Source organism: Variovorax sp. FW301-JW7 (assembly GCF_058788795.1).
Genome location: NZ_JBYTBC010000027.1, coordinates 1 through 21,254, shown reverse-complemented (window position 1 = coordinate 21,254; position 21,254 = coordinate 1). Strand labels below are relative to the sequence as shown.

Here is a 21,254-nt window from a genome sequence, read left to right as displayed (position 1 = left end):
CCCGCGAAACGCGAGCACCGCAGGTTGCCCGTAGCGAAGCGGAGGGTCGCAGACAGTGGGGTCGCCTTTTCTTTGCTCACTTTCTTTTGGCGAAGCAAAAGAAAGTGAGTCGCCCGCCGGGGCGAGACCCGGCCCCGGGAAGCAAAAAAACGCAGTCAGCCCCACCGAGGCACAGCCTCATCCTTCAACTGCTGCCGCAGCACCCCATAGTCAGGCACAACACTCTCAACGGTTTCCCAAAACCGATGCGAGTGATCCATCACCCGCAGGTGCGCCAGCTCATGCGCCACAACGTAGTCGATCACCGGCAATCGAAAGTGAATCAACCGCCAGTTCAACCGAATCGATCCATCCGCGCTCGCACTCCCCCACCGCGTAGCCGCATTGGAGAGCGACAGCTTCTGCCATGACACCCCCAGCAGCGGCGCAAAGTGATCCAGCCGTTCGATGAACAGCTTCCGAGCCTGCCGCATCAACCAGGCCTGCGCCGCATCCCGAATCTGCGAGGGCGCCGCGTTCTGCGCCACAGCCAACCGCAGAGTCCGCGGGCCGCCGCCTTCGACAGCGGGGTCGAGCGTGCCGCCAACGCTCGCGAAACCATGCTTCGGATCGAGCCGGATCACCACCAGCTCACCAAGAAAAGGAAACTCCGCCCCGTCTTCCCACGCAATCCGCGTCGCCTCGACCCGCGCATTGCGCTGCTGCGTCTCCGCCAGCTTGCGCAGAATCCAGTCGGCCTTCTCACGCACCGCCGCATCGACATCGCGCAGCGTGACCCACCGCGGCGCACGCACCGACAGGCCTTCGGCACCGACAAGAAAACCGATCGTCTTGCGCTGCCCCCGCTTGAACTCGTAGGCCACCCGCGCCGACCCCAACACCACTTCACGCGTCGCTTGCGGATGCGTGAAGTTCGCCAGCGTCAGCGTGTCAGCCAACGGCACCGCAGGACGCGGATCAACGGGCCCGATAGATGAAGGAGTGGCATCCACCACCGGCACAGGAGCAGCAGGTGGCACAGGCGCAGGCGCCTTCTTCCGCGGCCGCCGCGGCGGCGCAGCAGCAGGCGCCGGCGTGCTCCCCAGCCCCTCGAAGAGGTCCATCGTGAACTGCAGCATTCCCCGCATGTCGGGCCCGGGTCTGAGGGTGGCGCGTCAGCCCGCTTCGCGCGGCAACGTCTGCTGCGGCTGCGCCGGGGTGTCGCTGTACGCCTCGGGGTCGAGGCGGCGCATCTCGGCCTCGATCCAGGCTTCGACTTCGCGCATCAGTTCGTCGGGCTTGCGGCCCACGCTCGAGATCGCCGGGCCGATCGACACGTCGACCACGCCGGGGCGCTTGATGAAGGCCTTGCGCGGCCAGACCTTGGCCGAGGTGACGGCAATGGGGATCACGGGCACGCCCGTCTCGCAGGCCAGGCGCGTGCCGCCGCTCTTGTAGGTGCCCTTCTGGCCACGCGGAATGCGCGTGCCTTCGGGGAACATGATGATCCAGATGCCCTGCGCGAGCAGCTTGCGGCCCTGGCTCACGACCTTGTTGAAGGCCTGCGCGCGCTGGCTGCGATCGATATGAATCATGTCCAGCCGCGCCATCGCCCAGCCGAAGAAGGGCACGTAGATCAGTTCCTTCTTGAACACGTAGGCCAGCGGGTGCGGCATCAGCGTGGGCATCAGGAAAGTCTCGAACGTGGACTGGTGCTTGACCAGCAGCACGGCACCGGCGAGCTTGTCGGTCGGCAGGTTCTCCATGCCGGTCACGCGCGTGCGGATGCCCATGATGACGCGCGCGCCGTCGACGGCCCAGCCGAGCCAGCGCGCGGCCATCCAGTACAGCGGAATGCCGCGCTTCCAGAGCGAGCTGACGCACATGATGATGCCCCAGGGCACCACGGTGACAAGCATCCACAGGGCGTGGAGAACGGAACGGAGAAACGCCATCAGACAGCCACCTGCAGTGCAGCCCGCGCTTCGCGCGCGAGCAAAAAGTCGACAAAGGCGGCGAGATCTTCATGCACCCTCGTGTCCGCCGGATATTCGGAAGGCAGCGGGTGAACCCCGCGGCACGCCGCGCCCATGCCCGTGAGCAGCAAGTGCGGTTCGCAGCCGGCCGCGGCGCCGGCCTGCAGGTCGCGCAGACTGTCGCCCGCCGTCGGCACGCCCTTCAGGTCGATGCCGAAGCGGTCGCCGATCTGAAGGAACAAACCCTCCTTGGGCTTGCGGCAGTCGCAGCCCTCGTCGGGGCTGTGCGGGCAATAGAACACCGCGTCCACCTTGCCGCCCACGGCCGCGAGCATCTTGTGCATCTTGGCGTGCATGGCATTGAGCGAAGCCATGTCGAACAGCCCGCGGCCCAGGCCCGACTGGTTCGACGCCACCACCACGTGCCAGCCCGCATGGTTGAGCCGCGCCACGGCCTCGAGCGCCCCGGGCAGCGGCGTCCACTCGATGTCGCTCTTGACGAAGTCTTCGCGGTGCACGTTGATCGTGCCGTTGCGGTCGAGGATGACGAGCTTCATGGGGTCGGCCTTTCAGACTCGATCTTGCGCCGCTCCACCCAGGCGACCAGCGCGGGCAACGGGTACTTCGAGGCATCGAGCATGGCGATGCGTTCTGCCAGTGTCGTCGCCGACACCAGCTGGTTCTTCAGCAGTTCGCGCACAAAGTCGGCGTCTTTCTCACGGCCGGCCACACACTTCGAGACGACGAGATCGTGCAGGTCCGGACAGATGGCCGTGACGTCGCCGATGTAGTGCAGGCTGGCGCGATTCATCCAGTCGGCCGGCATCACGGCGGTTTCGGGCCCCACTCCGTCGGCGAAGTAGCCAAAGGTTTCGTGAAAGCTCGAATGCATGCCGATGGCGCCGTCGATCAGGTCAGCCCGCTCCGGGTGGAGCGCCGGGTAGAGATCGATCTCGCGCGACACGAGCAGGGCTTCAGGCGGCTGCTCCAGCAACAACAGCACCGCCTGGCTGCCCACGACCACGAAGGAGTTCTCCTCGGCAATCGCCGCCGAAGCACGCAGCACGTGCTGCAGTTCTTCCAGCTTCATGGGACGGTGGCCTCTTCCCGCGCCTGCTGCAGCAAGGTCATCCGCTCGGCCTGCGAGACGAGCACACCGAGCGGCGACACGCTGCGCATCAGCTGGCCGTGCTCGGATTCGTCGAGCGCGGCGTGCGTCAGCACATCGAGATCAGAGGCCAGCAACTGCGCCCATTCGTCCCACAGGACATCGGAGCGTGTCTCGCCCGACTGCTGGCGCCAGCGCGCAAGTGTCTGACGGGCACGCTCGCGCTGTGCCGGCTCCAGGCGCAACACCGCCATCGCGCGCCGATGCAGGGCGAGCGAAAACTGGTCGAGTTGCTGCTGGCGGTTCATGGCCGATTATCGAATGACCCTGCTCAGACGGCCAGCCGCTCGAGCTGCGCCACGCGGTTCATCGCGCTGTGCAGCGACATCAGCAGGCCCAGGCGGTTCAGCCGCAGGTCGGCCTGCTCGGCATTCACCATCACGTCCGTGAAGAACGCATCGACCGGTTCGCGCAGCGCGGCGAGCGTCTGCAGCGAGCCGGTGTAGTCGCCCGCGTCGAACTGGGCGTTGGCGGCGGGCACGACCTGCGCCATGGCGGCGTGCAGCGCTTTCTCGGCGGGCTCCTGCAGCAGGAGTTCGCTCACGTGCGCGTCGGCCTCGGGCGCCTTCTTCAGGATGTTGCCGATGCGCTTGTTGGCAGCGGCCAGCGCGGCGGCGGCGGGCAGTGCGGCGAAGGCGCGCACGGCCGCCAGCAGCTTGGGCACTTCGCCCAGGCGCTGCGGCAGCGGGGCCAGCACGGCGTCGACTTCCTGGGCGCTGGCGCCCTGCTCGCGCAGGCTGCCGGCGAGGCGGTCGAGGATGAAGTCGCGCAGCTCGACGGTGGCCTTGCTGCTGTCGAAGCCGTCGATGGCGCTGAACTGCGCGGCGGCATCCTGCAGCAGCGCATCGAGCCCCAGCGCAAGGTCTTTCTCGATCAGCATGCGGATCACGCCCAGCGCGTGGCGGCGCAGCGCGAACGGGTCGCGGTCGCCGGTGGGGAGGTTGCCGATGCCGAACATGCCGACCAGCGTTTCGAGCTTGTCGGCCAGCGCGACCACGAGGCCCACGCTGTTGCGCGGCAGCTCGTCACCGGCGAAGCGCGGCTTGTAGTGATCTTCGATGGCGTCGGCCACCGCGGCATCGAGGCCGTCGTGCAGCGCGTAGTAGCGGCCCATGGTGCCCTGCAGCTCGGGGAACTCGCCGACCATGTCGGTCACGAGGTCGGCCTTGGCCAGCTGGGCAGCCTGGGTGGCCTGCGCGGCCAGCGTCGCGTCGCCGAGTTTCTCGGCAATGCCGCGCGCGATGTGCATCACGCGCTGCACGCGTTCGCCCTGCGTGCCGAGCTTGTTGTGATAGACCACCTTGCCCAGCGACTCGACGCGCGAGGCCAGCGATTTCTTGCGGTCCTGGTCGAAGAAGAACTTGGCGTCGGCCAGGCGCGGGCGCACCACGCGCTCGTTGCCGCCGGTCACGGCGCTCGCGTCGTCGGGGCTGATGTTGCTGACGACGAGGAACTTGTTGGTGAGCTTGGCTTGCGCGTCGAGCAGCGGGAAGTACTTCTGGTTGGCCTTCATCGTGAGGATGAGGCACTCCTGCGGCACTTCGAGAAACTCGCGCTCGAAGCTGCAGACCAGCACGTTGGGGCGCTCGACCAGCGCCGTGACCTCGTCGAGCAGCGCGTCGTCGTGGATCGGCACCGAGCCGCCGCCCACCGTCACGGCGGCGGCCGCGAGCTGGCGTGCGATTTCGGCGCGGCGCGCCTCAAAGCTGGCGATGACGGCACCGTCGTCCTGGAGCTGCAGGGCGTAGCTGTTGGCATCGCGCAGCACCACGGGGTCGACCGCCGCTTCGAAGCGGTGGCCGTGCGTTTCGCGGCCGGCCTTCAGGCCCAGCGCCTCGATGGGCACCACGGTGTCGGCGTGCAGCGCCACCAGGCCGTGCGCGGGGCGCACGAAGCTCACGCTGCTCCAGCCGGGCAGCTCGCAGCCGCTTTCGAGCTGGTAGCTCATGACCTTGGGGATCGGCAGCTTGGCGATGGCTTCGGCCAAGGCTTTTTGCAGGCCTTCGGCCAGCGTGGCGCCCTTGGCGGTGCTTTCGTAGAACAGGGCTTCGGCCTTGCCGTCCATGGCGCGCTTGAGGCCGGGCACGGCCGAGGCGTCGGCGCCGAGGGCGGCCAGGCGCTTGAGCAGCGCGGGCGTCGGTTGGCCCGAGGCATCGAGCCCCACGGCCACGGGCATGAGCTTTTGCGACACGGCCTTGTCGGCGGCGCGCTCGGCCACGTGCGTGAGGTGCGCGGCCAGGCGGCGCGGCGACGCGTAGGGCGTGAGCACCGAGCCGGCTTCGGCCAGGCCTTGGGCCACGAGCTGGTCGCGCAGCACGCCCGCGAAAGCCTCGCCGAGCTTCTTCAGCGCCTTGGGCGGCAGCTCTTCGACAAACAGTTCAACCAGCAGGGAGTTCTTGTTGTTCATGGGGGTCGTCATCGCTCAGGCGGCTTTCTTCGGGGGCATCTGCGCCACCCATTCGCGCGGGGCCATCGGGAAGCCCAGGCGCTCGCGGCTGTCGTAGTAGCTCTGCGCCACGCTGCGCGCGAGGTTGCGGATACGGCCGATGTAGGCCGCGCGCTCGGTCACGCTGATGGCGCCGCGCGCGTCCAGCAGGTTGAAGCTGTGCGCGGCCTTGAGCACCTGCTCGTAGGCCGGCAACGCGAGCTGCTCGGTCATGAGGTGCTTGGCCTGCTTTTCGTGCGCATTGAAGGCGGTGAACAAGAACTCGGCATCGCTGTGCTCGAAGTTGTAGGTCGACTGCTCGACCTCGTTCTGCTTGTAGACGTCACCGTAGCTCAGGCCGTCGGTCCACGTGAGGTTGTAGACGTTGTCCACGCCCTGCAGGTACATGGCCAGGCGTTCCAGGCCGTAGGTGATCTCGCCGGTGATGGGCTTGCAGTCGATGCCGCCGACCTGCTGGAAGTAGGTGAACTGCGTCACTTCCATGCCGTTGAGCCAGACCTCCCAGCCCAGGCCCCAGGCGCCGAGCGTGGGGTTCTCCCAGTCGTCTTCGACGAAGCGGATGTCGTTCTTCTTCAGGTCGAAGCCCAGGGCTTCCAGGCTGCCGAGGTAAAGCTCGAGGATGTTGCTGGGCGCGGGCTTGAGCACGACCTGGTACTGGTAGTAGTGCTGCAGGCGGTTGGGGTTCTCGCCGTAGCGGCCGTCCTTGGGGCGGCGACTGGGTTGCACGTAGGCGGCCTTCCAGGGCTCGGGGCCGAGCGCGCGCAGGAAGGTGGCGGTGTGCGAGGTGCCTGCGCCCACTTCCATGTCGTACGGTTGCAGGAGCGCACAGCCCTTGTCGGCCCAGTACGACTGCAGTTTGAGAATGATTTGCTGGAAGGTCAACATGAAGCTGGCCGGCGTCGGGGGCCGGACATTGGACGGGACGGTGGCGCGGCACAGGCCGCGAAAGCGGACGATTTTACGTTCGCGGGAGGGCATCTCTCCCACAGCCGCTCGGGATGCCGGCTGCCGCGACAGCCCGTGCGGCTGTGGGACAAAGCCCGGCCCCGCACGCTTTTTTGCGTTTCCCGCCGCTTTCGGCACTTTCCTGCGCTTTCCCCCTCTCTCACTGCATGGCACCGCCCCACATCGGCCCCGACACTCCTTTCTTCATCGTGCTCAACGCCGGCTCCGGCAGCGAGAGCACTGCGCAGGCCCGCCAGGTCATCGACGACGCCTTTGCCGCGGACGGCCGCCGGCACCGCGTGTTCCTCGTGGACGGCCCCGGCCGCGTGCAGGCGCTGGCGCGCGAAGCGGTCGAACGGGCCCGGGCCGTGGGCGGCGTGGTGGTGGCCGCGGGCGGCGACGGCACCATCAACGCCGTCGCCCAGGCCACGCTGGGCAGCGGCTGCCCCTTCGGCGTGCTGCCGCAGGGCACCTTCAACTATTTCAGCCGCACCCACGGCATCCCGCGCGACACGGCGCAGGCGCTGCAGGTGCTGCTGACGCAGCAGCCGCGGGCGGTGCAGGTGGGGCTGGTGAACGACCGCGTGTTCCTGGTGAATGCCAGCATGGGCCTGTATGCCGACCTGCTGGAGGAACGCGAAAGCCACAAGGCACGCTTCGGCCGCCACCGGTGGATCGCCTTCTATTCGGGCCTGGTGACGGTGCTGCGCGGGCGCCATCGCCACTGGCAACTGCGCATCGCCTCGCACGGCCACGAGCGCGACATCCGCACGCCCACGCTGTTCGTGGGCAACAACCCGTTGCAGCTGATGCAGGCGGGCGTCGACCACGCCGAGGCGCCCGAGCAGGGCCGGCTGACCGCGGTGGCGCTCAAGCCGGTCGGCCTGCTGGCGATGCCGGGGCTGCTGGTGCGCGGCGCGCTCGGGCGGCTGGGCGACGCCGACGAGGTGCTGAGCTTTCCCTTCGAGTCGATGACGGTGAAGGCCGGCCGGCTGCGCTCGCCGCGCCGAGTGAAGATCGCCACCGACGGCGAGATCGACTGGGTCGACATGCCCCTGCTGTTCCGGGTGGCGCCCGACCCGCTGTGGCTGGTGCGGCCCGACAGCGCGCCCGAGCTGGAGGCGGCACGGCCATGAGCTGCCTGCTGCAAGTGTCCGACCCGCACTTCGGCACCGAGCAGCCCGAGGTGCTGCAGGCGCTCGAACGCCTGGCGCACGCGCTGGCGCCGCAGGCGGTGCTGCTGTCGGGCGACATCACGCAGCGCGCCACGCGCCGCCAGTTCAAGGCTGCGCGCGCCTTCGCCGACCGGCTGGCGGCGCCGGTGGTCGCGATTCCGGGCAACCACGACATTCCGCTGTTCCAGCTGGCGGCGCGCGTCTTCTCGCCCTACGGCCGCTACACCGAGGCCTTCGGCACTGACCTGGAGCCGGTGTTCGCCTGCGACGACTGGCTGGTGGTCACGGTCAACACGACGCGCTGGTACCGGCACGAGGACGGCGAGGTGTCGCCGGCGCAGGTCGAGCGCGTCGCCGCGCGGCTGGCGAGCGCCACGCCCCGGCAGGTGCGCGTGGTCGTGACGCACCAGCCGGTGCTGGTGACGCGGCCTGAAGACCGACAGAACCGACTGCACGGGCGCGAGGCGGCGGTGGCGCGCTGGACGGCGGCGGGCGCCGACCTGATCGTCGGCGGCCACATCCACCTGCCTTTCGTGCGCCCGCTGGACGAGCGCTTTCCGGGCTGCCCGCCCACGGCCTGGGCGGTGCAGGCCGGCACCGCCGTGTCGACGCGCGTGCGCTGGGATGCGCCGAACTCGGTGAACGTGCTGCGCGCGGAGGCGTCCGGCGACGGCGCGCAGCGTGTGTGCGTGGTCGAGCGCTGGGACCACTCGGCGGCCGACAAGGCCTTCATGCCCGTTGACCTGTTACGGCTTCCGCTTGCCAGCCGCGCGACGGCCCCTTAGGGTTGCGCCGCATGCCTCCTGCGGACACCCTTCTCCTTTCTTCTTCAGCCCCCTTGGTTCTTCTCGCACAACAGCTGGGCGAACACGCCCTGGCCTGGTTCGCGCTCGCGCTGACCGTGTCGGTGCTCGGCGCCGGCCTCGCCTGCCGGATGCTGCAACGGCGCCATCCGCTGCCCGACACCGGCGAGCCTGACGAATCGCGCCTGGCGCTCGGACTGGGACTGGGCTTCGTGCTGATCCTGGCGGCGGCGGTGCTGGTCGCGTGGATCGCCTCGCACCTGGGCGACGGCCGCACCATGGGCCGCGCCGACCAGGCGCTCGCCGACGCCATCGCCGCCCATGTGCCGTGGGGCGCGCTCGTGAGCTTCAGCTGGCTCACGCACCTGGGCGACGCGCAGTTGCTCGCGCCCGTGTGCGGGCTGGTCGCGCTGCTGCTGTGGCGGAATGCGCACCGCGGGCTGGCGCTGGGCTGGGTGACCGCGCTCGGCGGCATCGTGGTGCTGAACCCCGCGCTCAAGCACATCTTTGCGCGGGCCCGGCCGGTGCACGACCACGGGCTGGCACTGGAAACGAGCTTCAGCTTTCCCAGCGGCCACAGCGCGGGCGCGATCGTGAGTTACGGGATGCTGCTGTACTTGGCGCTGCGGCTGCTGCCGGCGCGCTGGCATGTGCCGGCCGCCATGGCCGCGGTGGCGGCCATCGTCACCATCGCCTGCAGCCGGATCTTCCTGCAGGTGCACTTCGCGAGCGATGTCGCGGCCGGCCTGCTGACCGGCCTGGGCTGGCTGCTGGTGTGCGTGAGCAGCCTGGAATACGCGCGGCACCGCAAGCGCCGCACCGCGCGCTGACCGTCGATCAGTATTCCCAGAAGATGCGTTGCAGTTCTTTGGTGTTGTTGGTCTTGGTCAAGGCCACCATCGCCAGGATGCGCGCCTTCTGCGGGCGCAGGTCGTGTGCCACCACCCAGTCGTACTTGTCGTCGGGCTGCTCGGCATTGCGGATCACGAAGCCGTCGGGCACGCGCGAGCTGCGAATGACGATCACGCCGTCGGTGCGTGCCTTCTGCAGGTTCGGCACGATGCGGTCGGCCACCGAGCCATTGCCCGTGCCGCCGTGGATCAGCGCCTTGGCGCCGCTCTTGGCGATGGCGTCGATGGCCACCGAGGACACGCCTTCGTAGCCCATGGCGATCTCCACCGGCGGCAGCGCGGTGATGCTGTCGATGTCGAACTCGGAGTTCATGGTGTGGCGCTTGACCGGCGCGCGGAACCAGTAGTTCTTGCCCTCGACGATCATGCCCAGCGGACCCCACTGGCTGGAGAACGCGCTGGTCTTGATGTTGACGTTCTTGCTCACGTCGCGGCCGGTGTCGATGTTGTCGCCCATCGTCACGAGCACGCCCTTGCCCATCGCGTCCTTGCTGCCCGCCACGTTCACCGCGTCGTACAGGTTGAGCGCGCCGTCGGCCGACAGGGCCGTGCCCGGGCGCATCGAGCCGACCACCACGATCGGCTTGTTGGTGTGCACGGTGAGCGTCAGGAAGTAGGCGGTTTCTTCCAGCGTGTCGGTGCCGTGGGTGATCACGATGCCGTCCACGTCCGCCTGCTTGGACAGCGCCGAGACGCGCTTGGCCAGCGTCATCAGGTTGTCGTTGGTGAGGCTTTCCGACGCGACCTGGAACACCTGCTCGCCGCGCACGTTGGCGACCTTGGCCAGCTCGGGCAGGCCGGCGATCAGCTTCTCGACGCCGACCTTGGCGGCCGCGTAGGTCGCGCTGTTGACGGCCGACGCGCCGGCACCGGCGATGGTGCCGCCGGTCGCCAGGATCACCACGTTGGGCAGCGCCTGCTGGGCCTGCGCGAGCGCGCTGGCCGCGAGCAGTGCGGCACCGGCCGCAAAGGCACGGAAATGGGTAGAAAAGTACATACGGGCTCCTTGGTTTGAGGATGATTTCTCGAGGCGGCGAGGAAGATACATGAACCATGCCCGCATGCCATGCCGCTGCATGCCGGCATGGCATGCGGTCATGCGCCGGCCTTAGAGGGTCAGCAGCCAGCCCGCCACCGCCGCCAGCCCGACGACCCACACCGGCGACAGGCGCGCGTAGACCAGCAAGCCGAACGCCGCCAGCGCCAGCCCGAAGTCGGCCTTCGAGTGGATCGCGCTCGTCCACACCGGGTCGTAGAGCGCGGCGAGCAGCACGCCGACAACCGCCGCGTTGACGCCCGCCATCGCCCGCTGGACGCCATCGCGCTGGCGCAGCGTCTCCCAGAACGGCAGCGCGCCGGCCACCAGCAGGAAGGCCGGCAGGAAGATGGCCAGCAGCAGCGCCAAGCCGCCCACCCAGCCGCCGAACGGCGCCGGCATGGCAGCGCCGAGGAAGGCCGCGAAGGTGAACAAGGGCCCCGGCACGGCCTGCGCTGCGCCGTAGCCCGCCAGGAACACGTCGTTCGAGACCAGGCCTGTCGGCACCACGCCCGCCTGCAGCAAGGGCAGCACGACGTGGCCCCCGCCGAACACCAGCGCGCCTGATCGGTAGAACGACGCGATGACGGACAGCGGCGGCCACTGCGTCGCCGCGGCCAGCATCGGCAGTGCGACGAGCAGCGCGGCGAACAGGCCCAGCAGCGCGGCACCGGTCGCCTTGCTCACGCCGTGGTCGCGGTGCTGCGCGGCGGGCAGGTGGCCGGACGGCACCGCCCATCGGCCGACGACGCCCCCGGCGACGATGGCGGCGATCTGCCCCATGGCCGAAGGCACCGCGAGCACCAACAGCGCCGCGACGATGGCGACGCCTGCGCGCAACCGGTCGGGGCACAGCGACTTCGCCATGCCCCACACCGCCTGCGCCACGACGGCCACCGCGACGACCTTCAACCCGTGCACCGCGCCCGATTGCGCCAGGGCCGACCAATGCGTGACACCAGCTGCAAAGAGGATGAGCGCCACGGCGGACGGCAGCGTGAAACCGAGCCACGCCGCCAGCGCCCCGCCCCACCCCGCGCGGCCGAGCCCCAAGGCGATGCCAACCTGGCTGCTCGCAGGCCCGGGCAAGAACTGGCACAGCGCCACGAGGTCGGAGTAACTCTTGTCGTCGAACCACTTGCGGCGTTCGACGAACTCCGTGCGGAAGTAGCCCAGGTGCGCCACCGGTCCGCCGAAGGAGGTCAGGCCCAATTTCAGGAAAGCGAGAAAGACCTCGAGCACCGAGCCCCTGGCAGGCGAGGCGCCCACGCCGTCAATGGCCGGTGGCGGGGCGGCATGCTTGGGGCGGTGGTGGTGGTGCTTCACGGACGATGACGTCGAATGCACATCCGCCGGTGCGCCTCAGCCCCGGGTGCGCCCGGGCCGGAAGAAGACCGCGCCCAGCGCGACGATCGCCAGCGCCGCGATCCACAGCGGCCACAGGCCGAACGGTGCGACCCAGCGCGCGAAGGGCGTGAGCCCGCGCCGTCCCTCGACCGGTGCTTCGAGCACGCCGCGCGTGAGGCGCGGCAGCTGGTGCGTGACGCGGCCCGCGGCGTCGATCACCACTGTGGCGCCAGTGTTGGTGGAACGCACCATCGGCCGCGCGAACTCGAGTGCGCGCATGCGCGAGATGGCCAGGTGCTGGTCGATGGCGACCGAGTCGCCGAACCAGGCGATGTTGCTGACGTTGAGCAGGATGGTCGGCGCCGTGGCCTCGTCGCGGAAGTTCGCGCCGATCTCGTCGCCGAACAAGTCTTCGTAGCAGATGTTGGGCGCGATGCGCTGGCCCTGCCAGACAAAGGGCGCCTGCGCGAGGCCGCCACGCTCGAAGTCGCCCAGCGGGATGCTCATCATGCGGATGAACCAGCGAAAGCCCGGCGGAATGAATTCGCCGAAGGGCACGAGGTGGTGCTTGCTGTAGGCGTAGGGTTGCGCCGCGCCGCCGGGCATGAAGCCGAGCACGGCGTTGCGGTAGGTGCCCGGCCCGTCGCCGAGCGGCAGCCCGACGATGGCGGCCTGCTGCGAGCCCGGCTGGCCGTAGCGTTCCTGGATCGCGTCGAGGTAGCCGGCGGGCAGCTGGCGCGGCAGCAGCGGCAGCGCGGTTTCGGGCGTGACCACGAGCTGGGCCTTGGCGTCGCGCAGCTGTTCGGCGTACCAGCGCAAGGCGGTTTCGATGCCGCCGCCCGGAATGAATTTCTCGTCCTGCGGGATGTTGCCCTGCAGCAGCGCGACCTGCAGCGTGCCGGCAGTGCCCTGCACGCCGCGCGCATCGGCAGGCAGCGGCGAGACAACGTTGGGCAGCACGAAGACCACGGCGAGCAGCACCGCGGCCAGCGCCGTCGGCACCACGCCGCGCAGCGGCAGGCGTCGCGCGACCAGCGCCACGGCCAGGGCCGCCGCGGCGCCGATGCCGTACACGCCGACCCACGGCGCCAACGCGGCCAGCGGGCCGTCGACATGGGCGTAGCCGCCCGCGCCCCAGGGAAAGCCGGTGAACCAGCTGCCGCGCACGAGCTCGGCCAGCGTCCACAGCGCCGCGAACACGAAGGCCCCCGCGACGCGCTCCGCCGGCCCGCGCACCACGAACCAGGCGCAGGCCACGGCGTAGTAGAGCCCGAGCGCCGCCGCCAGCGCGAGCACGGCGATCACCGCCAGCGGCGCCGGCAGCCCGCCGTAGGTGTGCATCGAGATGAAGAGCCACCAGAAGCTGCCGGTGAGCCAGGCGGTCGCGAACACCCAGCCGTGCAGGCCGGCGCGGCGCCAGCCCGCGCCTTGGGCGCGCAGGCCGTCGAGCAGCCAGACGAGCCCGGCCAGCGACAGCAGCTGCAGCCACCACAGCGGACGGCCGTCGCCCGGCCAGGCGATGGACAGGGCCTGCGCCACGCCCGCCAGGCCGAAGCCGAGCAGGCGAAGCAGCCCGGAGGCGGCGGAGGAAGGGGGAGAGGTGGGCGAGACGCGGGCCGGGGCCGCTGCTGCGGGCGCCGGCATCAGTCGGCCGCGTCGCCGCCGCGCGCCGGCGACACCCGGAACCAGCGCACCGCGCCGCCCTTGGTGTGCAGCACGACGAAGTCGAAGCCGCCGATGGCGTGGTGCTCGCCGCGCTTGGGCACGTGGCCCATCTCGTGCGCAATGAGTCCGCCGATGGTGTCGAAGTCTTCGCTCAGCTGTTCTTCGTTGAAGACGATGCCGAAGGCCTCGGCCACGCGCTCGATGGGCGTGTCGCCCGAGACGCGGTAGGTGTGGTCGGCCAGGCCGAAGATGTCGCCCTCGTCTTCGGCGATGTCGAACTCGTCCTCGATCTCTCCGACGATCTGCTCGAGCACGTCCTCGATGGTGATGAGGCCGGCCACGCGGCCGAACTCGTCGATGACGATGGCCAGGTGGTTGCGGTTGCCGCGGAACTCGCGCAGCAGGTCGTTCAGGCCCTTGCTCTCGGGCACGAAGGTGGCCGGGCGCAGCAAGGCGCGGATGTTCAGGCCCGGCGCGCGCTGCAGCTTGAGCAGGTCCTTCGCGAGCAGGATGCCGATGATGTTTTCTTTTTCGCCCTCGTAGACCGGAAAGCGCGAGTGCGCGGTCTGGATCACGGCGTGCAGCAACGCGTCGAAGGGCGCGTCGATGTTCACGAGGTCCATGCGCGGCGCCGCGACCATCACGTCACCGGCCGTCATGTCGGCCATGCGCAGCACGCCTTCGAGCATCACGCGCGATTCGGCGCCGATCACCTCGTTGTCCTCGGCATCGGCGAGGGTTTCGATCAGCTCGTCGCGTGAATCGGGGCCGGGGTGGATGAATTCGGCGAGCTTCTGGAGAAAGCCACGCTTGTCTTCCCGTTCAACGGGAGCGCGTTCAGGGTGAGGGTCGGCCACTGCGGGAGGGCGGAGTTGAAGAGAGACAAGGATAACGGATTGCGCATGACAGGCTCTACCGTCCGGCCGGCATAGGCCGGCCCTGCCCGCTCAGGGCGCCGATTTGCTTCTTGCGTCGCGCATGCCGCTGCGCACTTCCTGCAGGCTCGCCAGGAAGGCCCAGAACTGCTTGGCGCGGCTCTTGAGCGCGAAATCGACCGCGGCGTAGTGCTCCAGCGCGATCTCGCTCATGCGGCTGTCGAAGGTGGCGGTGGGCAGCTGCAGGTGGGCTTCGGACTCCGAGCCGCTGCGCACCACGGTGGCGCCGGCGTTGCGGGCGATCTTGAGCATGGCGGCGTTTTCGCTCAGCGCATGGATGAAGAGCATGCCCACGCCTTCGTTGCGCGCGGCAACCACGGCGCGCTCGAACAGGCGCGCGCCGTAGCCGCGGCCGCGGGCGTGCGACGACACGGACACGCCGAACTCGGCGCAGTCGCTGTGCTGGTCGCTGGGCGCGTAGGCCACGTGCGCCATCGCGATCAGGTCGAGGCGGCGGTTGTAGATGCCGAACAGTTCGTCACGGTCGAAGTCCAGGCCTTCGACATAGCGCAGGACCTGCTCGTCGGCCGCGGCATAGCCGAAGCGCAGGTAGCGGTCGTGCGGTGTCAGATCCAGCAGGTGGCGCGCGATGCGTTCGCGTTCGCGCGGGCCGATCGAGCGGATCGGCACCATGACGGGTGGGGGCGCGCTGACGGCGCGCGGTTGCGCCTCAACCATCGGCGCCTTCAGGAAAGAGCCGAGGCCGAGAGACGCTTTGAGGAGGGTCTTGGCGGTAAGCATGGCTCCAATGTAAGGGTTTTCCCTTAATCACCAAGCCCGCAAGGACACTTTCAGGACGCATTCGTGACTCGATACCAGAGTCCGTGGTGTTTACGCAACCAATTTGTGGTTAAACGGGCACAGATGTTGTGGCTTTGACACGATCGAGCACGAAGCTGGTCTTGCAGTCTTCGACGCTGGGGTGCTTGAGCAGGGTGTCCATGATGAAGCGGCTGTAGTGCGCCATGTCGGCCACCACCACGCGCAGCAGGTAGTCCATGTCGCCGGTGAGGGCCGCGCACTCGACCACCTCGGGCCAGGTCTGCACGCTGGCGCGGAACAGGTCCATGGGGTTGCGCTTGTGGGTTTCGGTGTGCTTTTCGAGCCGCACGTTCAGGTAGGCCGTGAGACCCAGGCCGACCGCCTCGGGCTGGACCAGGGCCACGTAGCGGTCGATGACCTTGTGCTCCTCGAGCCGCTTGACCCGCCGCAGCACGGCGCTGGGCGACAGGCTGACCTGCTCCGCGATCTGGTCGTAGGTGGCGCGGCCGTCTGCTTGCAGCATGCGCAAAATGAGCCTATCTATCTTGTCGAGTGCTTCCATTTCGCCATTTTTGCAGTTTTACTGCGTCATGGCCACCCAGGGCGCCCAGAAACGCAGAAAACCTGAACGCCTTCCGACCTACAGTGCAGCACGGCCCGAATCTGGGTCTTTGTTTTCCTTTCTGCACAACTTTCCCCACTTTTCGGAGACAGCATCCATGAGCCACGCCGACGCCCCCGCCTTCACGCCCTGGGAGAACCCGATGGGCACCGACGGCTTCGAATTCATCGAGTACGCGGCACCCGATCCGGTCGCGATGGGCAAGGTGTTCGAGCGCATGGGCTTCGTGGCCATCGCCAAGCACCGCCACAAGAACGTGCTGCTGTACCGCCAGGGCACGATCAACTTCATCCTGAACGCCGAGCCCGACTCGTTCGCGCAGCGCTTTGCGCGCGAGCACGGCCCGAGCGTGTGCGCCATCGCCTTCCGCGTGCAGGACGCCAAGCAGGCCTACGAGCGCGCCACCGCGCTGGGCGCCTGGGGCTTCGCCGACAAGGCCGGCCCGGGCGAGCTGAACATTCCTGCCATCAAGGGCATCGGCGACAGCCTGATCTACCTGGTGGACCGCTGGCCGGGCAAGAACGGCGCGCAGCCGGGCGACATCGGCAACATCGGCTTCTACGACGTGGACTTCGAGGCGCTGCCGGGCGTGTCGTCGCAGGACGCGCTGGCGCGCAAGGGCAACGGCCTGACCTACATCGACCACCTGACGCACAACGTGTACCGCGGCCGCATGGACGTGTGGGCCAACTTCTACGAAAAGCTCTTCAACTTCCGCGAAGTGAAGTACTTCGACATCGAAGGCCAGGTGACGGGCGTGAAGAGCAAGGCCATGACCAGCCCCTGCGGCAAGATCCGCATCCCGATCAACGAAGAAGGCAAGGAACAGGCCGGCCAGATCCAGGAGTACCTGGACATGTACAAGGGCGAGGGCATCCAGCACATCGCCATGGGCTCGGACAACCTGTACGAGAGCGTCGACGCGCTGCGCGCCAACGGCGTGACGCTGCTGGACACCATCGACACCTACTACGAGCTGATCGACAAGCGCATTCCCGGCCACGGCGAAAGCGTGGCCGAGCTGAAGAGCCGCAAGATCCTGATCGACGGCAAGAAGGACGCGCTGCTGCTGCAGATCTTCAGCGAGAACCAGCTGGGCCCGATCTTCTTCGAGTTCATCCAGCGCAAGGGCGACGACGGCTTCGGCAACGGCAACTTCAAGGCGCTGTTCGAGAGCATCGAGCTCGACCAGATGCGCCGTGGCGTGCTGAGCGCCGCAAAATAAGGCGCTTCACCACTGCCCTGGAGCCCGGCATGCGCCACGCGTCTTCTTCGACTGTCGTCACTTCCTTCGTCGCGGCAGTTGCCGCTGCGGTCGTGCTCTCGGGCTGCGCTTCGGCGCCGCCCGCGGCCGGCGCGGGCGCCTCGCACCTGGACACGGTACAGAAGGCGGCGGTGCTGCGCATCTGCACGCCGGGCGACTACCGGCCCTTCAGCTTCCAGAAGGCCGACGCCTCGTTCGAAGGCATCGACGTCGACCTGATGACGGGCTTCAGCGCCAGCCTCGGCGCCAAGCCCGAATGGGTCAAGACGACGTGGGCCAACCTGCTGCCCGACCTGGCCGCCGGCAAGTGCGACATCGCCGTGGGCGGCGTGTCGGTGACCACCGACCGCCAGAAGCGCGCCTTCTTCAGCGCGCCCTACATGGTCAACGGCAAGACGCCCATCGCGCGCTGTGCCGACGTGGCCAAGTACCAGAGCGTGGCGGCCATCGACCAGCCGTCGACCCGCGTGATCTTCAACCCGGGCGGCAGCAACGAACGCTTCGCCCGCACCAACTTCAAGCAGGCCAGGCTCACGCTGCACGGCGAGAACGTCACGATCTTCGACGAGATCCTGGCCAACCGCGCCGACGTGTTCGTCACCGAATCGGCCGAGGCCATCACGCAGCAGAAGCTCAAGCCCGGGCTGTGCGCGGTGAACCCCGACAAGCCGCTGCAGTACGGCGAGATGGCCTGGATGCTGCCGCGCGACGACGTGGCCTTCAAATCGTATGTCGACCAATGGCTGCACCTGCAGCAAGCCGGCGGCGACTTCCAGCGCGTGATGGACCGCTGGCTCAAGTAACCCGAGAAACCGAACGCCCCATGGATTCCCCCGCCGCCGTTGTCACCCCCGCCGTCTATGGCGCCTCCGATCGCCCGCCGCGCGGCGACTACTCGCGCGGCGGTTCGGTGCAAGCCGACTACACCTGCCCGCAGGACTGGGCCAGCTACACGGCGGCCGACCACGACACCTACAAGCGGCTGTACGAACGCCAGGCCGCGCAGCTGACGGGCCTGGCCTGCGACGCCTTCATCAAGTCGCTGCCGCTGCTCGGCGTGAAGGACCGCATCCCGCGCTTCGAGGAACTCAACGAGCGCCTGCACCGCGCCACCGGCTGGGAGATCGTCGCAGTGCCGGGGCTCATTCCCGAGCTGCCCTTCTTCACGCTGCTGGCGAACCGCAAGTTCCCGGTGACCGACTGGATCCGCAAGCCCGAAGAGTTCGACTACATCGTCGAGCCCGACGTGTTCCACGACCTGTTCGGCCATGTGCCGATGCTGTTCGACCCGACCTTCGCCGACTACGTGCAGCGCTACGGCCAGGGCGGCATCAAGGCGCACGAGCTGGGCGCGGGCGAAAAGCTGGCGCGGCTGTACTGGTACACGGTCGAGTTCGGCCTGATCCGCCAGCCCGAGGGCCTGCGCGCCTACGGCGCCGGCATCCTGAGCTCGGTCGGCGAGCTGCAGCACGCGGTGCGCAGCCCTGAGCCGCACCGCCTGCCGCTCGACCTGCTGCGCACCATGCGCACGCAATACAAGATCGACACCTACCAGGCCAACTACTTCGTGATCGAGAACTTCGCGCAGCTCTTCGATCTCACGGCACCCGACTTCACGCCGCTGTACCGCGCGCTCGAGGTGCAGCCCGACATCCCGGCGGGCGTGCTGCTGCCGGGCGAATCCGGCAACGCCTGATCGCATCGCAGTGACCCGGGCGCGCACGGCGGCTATCGCCTGCGCGACACCGGGTATGCGCCCCTAGGACAAGCCCGCTGGCGGGTGGGAGGCATTGGCTCCCACAATCCGCGCCAAAGGAGCTTGCATGCAGACATCCGCGCGACAGAACTACCCGGCCGGCGTGCCGCACGAGATTCATCCGGAGCAGTACCGCTCCCTGCCTCACATGTTCGACGAGGCTTTCGGCCGCTACAAGGACCGGCCGTTCTCGGTCTGCATGGAGCGCTGGATGTCGTACGGCGAGCTCGACACGCTCTCCAAGGCGATGGGTGCCTGGCTGCAATCGCAGGGCCTCGCGCCCGGTGCGCGGGTGGCGATCATGCTGCCCAACGTGCCGCAGTTCGCGGTCACGATGTGCGCCGTGCTGCGCGCGGGCTACACCTGCGTCAACGTCAATCCGCTGTACACGGCGCGCGAGCTGGAGCACCAGCTCAAGGACTCCGGCGCCACCGCCATCGTCATCCTCGAGAACTTTGCCGCCACGCTCGAACAGGTGATCGAGCGCACGCCCGTCAAGCACGTGGTGATGACCGCGATGGGCGACCTGCTCGGCGGGTTGTACGGCGCCTGGATCACGGTGGCCGTGCGCCACCTGGCCAAGATGGTGCCGCCCTACAAGCTGCCGCTGAGCGACGGCCGCACGGTCACGCCGTTCAAACAGGCGCTTGCCGAAGGCCGCGGACGCACGCTCGGGCCCGACCAGAGCACGCTCGATTCGATCGCCTTCCTGCAGTACACGGGCGGCACCACCGGCTTGTCGAAGGGGGCGGTGCTGACCCACCGCAACATCGTGGCCGCCACGCTGCAGGCCGAAGCCTGGTTCACGCCCGCGCTGGCGCGGGCCGGCGACCTGGCGAAGGTCAACAGCATCGCCGCGCTGCCGCTGTATCACATCTTCGCGCTGACGCTGTGCCTGCTGGTGATCCGCCAGGGCTCGCACATGACGCTGATTCCGAACCCGCGTGACTTCAACAAGTTCGTCGCGGTGTTGAAGAAACGCCCCTTCCACATGCTGCCGGCCGTGAACACCTTGTTCAACGCGCTGCTGATGCATCCGGAGTTCAAGACGGTCGATTTCTCCACGCTGTTCGTGTCGCAGGCCGGCGGCATGGCCGCCTCCGAAGGCACGGCGCGCAAGTGGTTCGAAGCCACCGGCTGCCCGATGATCGAAGGCTGGGGCATGAGCGAGACCTGCGCGATCGGCACCAACAACCCGGTGTCGAACACGAAGTTCACGGGCACCATCGGATTGCCGTTGCCGAGCATTGAGATCGCGATCAAGGACGATGAAGGCCAATCGCTGCCGATCGGCCAAGCGGGCGAGCTGTGCATCAAGGGGCCGAACGTGATGACCGGCTACTACAACCAGCCGGCCGAAACAGCGGCGGCCTTCACGGCCGACGGCTTCATGCGCACCGGCGACATCGCCGTGATGCAGGAAGACGGCTACAGCCGGATCGTCGACCGCAAGAAGGACATGATCCTCGTGAGCGGTTTCAACGTGTTCCCCAACGAACTGGAAAACGTGATCTCGCTGTGCCCGGGCGTCGTCGAATGCGCGGCCGTCGGCGTGCCGGACGAGAAGCAGGGCGAAGCCATCAAGGTCTTCGTGGTCCGCAAGGACCCGACGCTGACGGAAGACGCCGTGCTCCAGTACTGCAACGGGCAGCTCACCGGCTACAAGCGGCCGAAGCACATCGAGTTCCGCGAGTCGCTGCCCAAGACCAACGTGGGGAAGATCCTGCGGCGCGAGCTGCGCACCAGCGCCGGTGCCTGAGCGGGTGGGGCACCGCGGGGAAGCCAGCGCCGGGCTGCCGGCGAATGTTGTCGTGTTCGAGCGGGGCTGGCTGTCTTCGAACAACATCCTCTTTGTCGGAGCCGAGGAGACGGTGCTGGTCGACACCGGCTATGCCACGCATGCCGATCAGACGCTGGCGCTGGTGGAGTCGGTGTTGGGCGAACGTCCGCTTGATCGGGTGCTGAACACGCATCTGCACAGCGATCACTGCGGGGGGAACGCGGCGTTGCAGCAGCGTTATCCATCACTTCGGACAGACATTCCGCCTGGAGAGGCGGCGCTGGTTGAGCGATGGGATGCCGAAGGCCTGAGTTTTCTTGCGACGGGGCAGAGTTGCCCGCGTTTTGCTTTCACCGGACTGCTCGAACCAGGCACTGAATGTCTGCTGGGAGATCGTGCGTGGCAAGTGCATGGCGCTCCGGGCCACGATCCGCATTCGGTGATCCTGTTCGACCCAGTGTCGCGAACCCTGATTTCAGCGGATGCGCTCTGGGAAAACGGGTTTGGCATCGCATTTCCGGAGCTGATGGGCGAGCCCTCGTTCGGGGACATTGCGGCAACGCTCGATCTGATCGAGAAGTTGTCGCCGCGGCGAGTGATTCCGGGGCATGGAGGCGTCTTCGTCGATGTCGAGCGCGCGTTGCATACGGCGCGCCGGCGCTTGGCTGGTTTGCAGCGCGCCCC

General features: G+C 68.2%; 21 protein-coding genes. 8 read left to right on the top strand and 13 right to left on the bottom strand.

Annotated features, from left to right (window positions below; translation table 11 throughout):
- Positions 1 to 155: 155 nt before the first annotated feature.
- From AC3WQM_RS31730 to glyQ, 7 genes are read right to left on the bottom strand one after another with little or no spacing between them, the layout of a single operon-like run.
- Positions 156 to 1,127, bottom strand: a complete 972-nt coding sequence (locus AC3WQM_RS31730; RefSeq protein WP_492683824.1) for a M48 family metallopeptidase — start codon at positions 1,125 to 1,127, stop codon at positions 156 to 158.
- Between the two features lie 27 nt (positions 1,128 to 1,154).
- The gene (locus AC3WQM_RS31725) at positions 1,155 to 1,934 is read right to left on the bottom strand and encodes a lysophospholipid acyltransferase family protein (protein WP_492683823.1); all 780 of its coding nucleotides are present in this window, start codon (positions 1,932 to 1,934) and stop codon (positions 1,155 to 1,157) included.
- Entirely contained in the window at positions 1,934 to 2,512 is a 579-nt protein-coding gene (gmhB, locus tag AC3WQM_RS31720) for a D-glycero-beta-D-manno-heptose 1,7-bisphosphate 7-phosphatase (protein WP_095947896.1), read from the bottom strand. Before gmhB ends, AC3WQM_RS31725 begins: the two co-directional genes overlap by 1 nt.
- Entirely contained in the window at positions 2,509 to 3,045 is a 537-nt protein-coding gene (locus AC3WQM_RS31715; RefSeq protein WP_492683822.1) for a DUF6036 family nucleotidyltransferase, read from the bottom strand. Before AC3WQM_RS31715 ends, gmhB begins: the two co-directional genes overlap by 4 nt.
- Positions 3,042 to 3,371 carry a hypothetical protein gene (locus AC3WQM_RS31710; protein WP_492683821.1) on the bottom strand — a complete coding sequence of 110 codons (330 nt, stop codon included), beginning with the start codon at positions 3,369 to 3,371 and terminating at the stop codon, positions 3,042 to 3,044. The genes AC3WQM_RS31715 and AC3WQM_RS31710 overlap by 4 nt, the downstream gene beginning before the upstream one ends.
- A gap of 23 nt (positions 3,372 to 3,394) precedes the next feature.
- Positions 3,395 to 5,530 (bottom strand): glycine--tRNA ligase subunit beta, encoded by a 2,136-nt coding sequence (gene glyS / locus AC3WQM_RS31705; RefSeq protein ID WP_095947895.1) that lies wholly within the window; start codon positions 5,528 to 5,530, stop codon positions 3,395 to 3,397.
- Positions 5,531 to 5,545: 15 nt separating this feature from the next.
- The gene (gene glyQ / locus AC3WQM_RS31700; protein WP_056577308.1) at positions 5,546 to 6,454 is read right to left on the bottom strand and encodes a glycine--tRNA ligase subunit alpha; all 909 of its coding nucleotides are present in this window, start codon (positions 6,452 to 6,454) and stop codon (positions 5,546 to 5,548) included.
- A 227-nt stretch (positions 6,455 to 6,681) separates the two neighbouring features.
- Between glyQ and AC3WQM_RS31695 the strand changes: the two genes are divergently transcribed.
- Genes AC3WQM_RS31695 through AC3WQM_RS31685 form a run of 3 tightly spaced genes read left to right on the top strand, consistent with a single transcriptional unit; the run spans position 6,682 to position 9,322 of the window.
- Positions 6,682 to 7,650 (top strand): diacylglycerol/lipid kinase family protein, encoded by a 969-nt coding sequence (locus AC3WQM_RS31695; RefSeq protein ID WP_492683820.1) that lies wholly within the window; start codon positions 6,682 to 6,684, stop codon positions 7,648 to 7,650.
- A complete protein-coding gene (locus AC3WQM_RS31690; protein WP_492683819.1) occupies positions 7,647 to 8,474 on the top strand; it encodes a metallophosphoesterase family protein in 828 nt (275 codons plus the stop codon). The genes AC3WQM_RS31695 and AC3WQM_RS31690 overlap by 4 nt, the downstream gene beginning before the upstream one ends.
- Before the next feature lie 53 nt (positions 8,475 to 8,527).
- Positions 8,528 to 9,322 (top strand): phosphatase PAP2 family protein, encoded by a 795-nt coding sequence (locus AC3WQM_RS31685; protein WP_223301439.1) that lies wholly within the window; start codon positions 8,528 to 8,530, stop codon positions 9,320 to 9,322.
- 7 nt (positions 9,323 to 9,329) lie between these two features.
- On the opposite strand, the gene AC3WQM_RS31680 is transcribed toward AC3WQM_RS31685, so the two are convergent.
- The 6 genes from AC3WQM_RS31680 to AC3WQM_RS31655 form a co-directional block, all read right to left on the bottom strand.
- Positions 9,330 to 10,400, bottom strand: coding sequence for an asparaginase (locus AC3WQM_RS31680; RefSeq protein WP_492683818.1), 1,071 nt, complete (start codon positions 10,398 to 10,400; stop codon positions 9,330 to 9,332).
- Positions 10,401 to 10,511: 111 nt separating this feature from the next.
- Complete coding sequence (chrA, locus tag AC3WQM_RS31675) at positions 10,512 to 11,717, bottom strand: chromate efflux transporter (protein WP_492683825.1); 1,206 nt, start codon at positions 11,715 to 11,717, stop codon at positions 10,512 to 10,514.
- 84 nt (positions 11,718 to 11,801) lie between these two features.
- Positions 11,802 to 13,430: an apolipoprotein N-acyltransferase gene (gene lnt, locus AC3WQM_RS31670; RefSeq protein ID WP_492683817.1), complete on the bottom strand. Its 1,629-nt coding sequence runs from the start codon at positions 13,428 to 13,430 to the stop codon at positions 11,802 to 11,804.
- On the bottom strand, positions 13,430 to 14,308 hold the full coding sequence (locus AC3WQM_RS31665) for a CorC family transporter (protein WP_062482253.1): 879 nt from the start codon (positions 14,306 to 14,308) through the stop codon (positions 13,430 to 13,432). Before AC3WQM_RS31665 ends, lnt begins: the two co-directional genes overlap by 1 nt.
- 90 nt (positions 14,309 to 14,398) lie before the next feature.
- Positions 14,399 to 15,127: a GNAT family N-acetyltransferase gene (locus tag AC3WQM_RS31660; protein WP_489062908.1), complete on the bottom strand. Its 729-nt coding sequence runs from the start codon at positions 15,125 to 15,127 to the stop codon at positions 14,399 to 14,401.
- 109 nt (positions 15,128 to 15,236) lie between these two features.
- A complete protein-coding gene (locus AC3WQM_RS31655; protein WP_062482247.1) occupies positions 15,237 to 15,710 on the bottom strand; it encodes an Lrp/AsnC family transcriptional regulator in 474 nt (157 codons plus the stop codon).
- Positions 15,711 to 15,867: 157 nt separating this feature from the next.
- Between AC3WQM_RS31655 and hppD the strand changes: the two genes are divergently transcribed.
- The 5 genes from hppD to AC3WQM_RS31630 all read left to right on the top strand — a co-directional run.
- The gene (gene hppD / locus AC3WQM_RS31650) at positions 15,868 to 16,995 is read left to right on the top strand and encodes a 4-hydroxyphenylpyruvate dioxygenase (protein WP_062482244.1); all 1,128 of its coding nucleotides are present in this window, start codon (positions 15,868 to 15,870) and stop codon (positions 16,993 to 16,995) included.
- Between the two features lie 29 nt (positions 16,996 to 17,024).
- On the top strand, positions 17,025 to 17,837 hold the full coding sequence (locus AC3WQM_RS31645) for a transporter substrate-binding domain-containing protein (protein ID WP_307638738.1): 813 nt from the start codon (positions 17,025 to 17,027) through the stop codon (positions 17,835 to 17,837).
- Between the two features lie 20 nt (positions 17,838 to 17,857).
- Positions 17,858 to 18,730 (top strand): phenylalanine 4-monooxygenase, encoded by an 873-nt coding sequence (gene phhA, locus AC3WQM_RS31640; protein WP_070062950.1) that lies wholly within the window; start codon positions 17,858 to 17,860, stop codon positions 18,728 to 18,730.
- Positions 18,731 to 18,857: 127 nt separating this feature from the next.
- Positions 18,858 to 20,549, top strand: a complete 1,692-nt coding sequence (locus AC3WQM_RS31635; RefSeq protein WP_492683816.1) for an AMP-binding protein — start codon at positions 18,858 to 18,860, stop codon at positions 20,547 to 20,549.
- Positions 20,550 to 20,601: 52 nt separating this feature from the next.
- Positions 20,602 to 21,254 (top strand): MBL fold metallo-hydrolase (locus tag AC3WQM_RS31630; protein ID WP_492683815.1); only part of this gene is annotated, 653 nt, incomplete at its 3' end.

Coding starts and splice junctions, on each gene's coding strand:
- hppD (WP_062482244.1), top strand. CDS start 15,868: ATGAGCCACGCCGACGCCCCCGCCTTCACGCCCTGGGAGAACCCGATG.
- AC3WQM_RS31655 (WP_062482247.1), bottom strand. CDS start 15,710: ATGGAAGCACTCGACAAGATAGATAGGCTCATTTTGCGCATGCTGCAA.
- lnt (WP_492683817.1), bottom strand. CDS start 13,430: ATGCCGGCGCCCGCAGCAGCGGCCCCGGCCCGCGTCTCGCCCACCTCT.
- glyS (WP_095947895.1), bottom strand. CDS start 5,530: ATGAACAACAAGAACTCCCTGCTGGTTGAACTGTTTGTCGAAGAGCTG.
- AC3WQM_RS31660 (WP_489062908.1), bottom strand. CDS start 15,127: ATGCTTACCGCCAAGACCCTCCTCAAAGCGTCTCTCGGCCTCGGCTCT.
- AC3WQM_RS31635 (WP_492683816.1), top strand. CDS start 18,858: ATGCAGACATCCGCGCGACAGAACTACCCGGCCGGCGTGCCGCACGAG.
- AC3WQM_RS31715 (WP_492683822.1), bottom strand. CDS start 3,045: ATGAAGCTGGAAGAACTGCAGCACGTGCTGCGTGCTTCGGCGGCGATT.
- AC3WQM_RS31725 (WP_492683823.1), bottom strand. CDS start 1,934: ATGGCGTTTCTCCGTTCCGTTCTCCACGCCCTGTGGATGCTTGTCACC.
- AC3WQM_RS31690 (WP_492683819.1), top strand. CDS start 7,647: ATGAGCTGCCTGCTGCAAGTGTCCGACCCGCACTTCGGCACCGAGCAG.
- glyQ (WP_056577308.1), bottom strand. CDS start 6,454: ATGTTGACCTTCCAGCAAATCATTCTCAAACTGCAGTCGTACTGGGCC.
- gmhB (WP_095947896.1), bottom strand. CDS start 2,512: ATGAAGCTCGTCATCCTCGACCGCAACGGCACGATCAACGTGCACCGC.
- AC3WQM_RS31680 (WP_492683818.1), bottom strand. CDS start 10,400: ATGTACTTTTCTACCCATTTCCGTGCCTTTGCGGCCGGTGCCGCACTG.
- phhA (WP_070062950.1), top strand. CDS start 17,858: ATGGATTCCCCCGCCGCCGTTGTCACCCCCGCCGTCTATGGCGCCTCC.
- AC3WQM_RS31645 (WP_307638738.1), top strand. CDS start 17,025: ATGCGCCACGCGTCTTCTTCGACTGTCGTCACTTCCTTCGTCGCGGCA.
- AC3WQM_RS31730 (WP_492683824.1), bottom strand. CDS start 1,127: ATGCGGGGAATGCTGCAGTTCACGATGGACCTCTTCGAGGGGCTGGGG.
- AC3WQM_RS31710 (WP_492683821.1), bottom strand. CDS start 3,371: ATGAACCGCCAGCAGCAACTCGACCAGTTTTCGCTCGCCCTGCATCGG.
- AC3WQM_RS31695 (WP_492683820.1), top strand. CDS start 6,682: ATGGCACCGCCCCACATCGGCCCCGACACTCCTTTCTTCATCGTGCTC.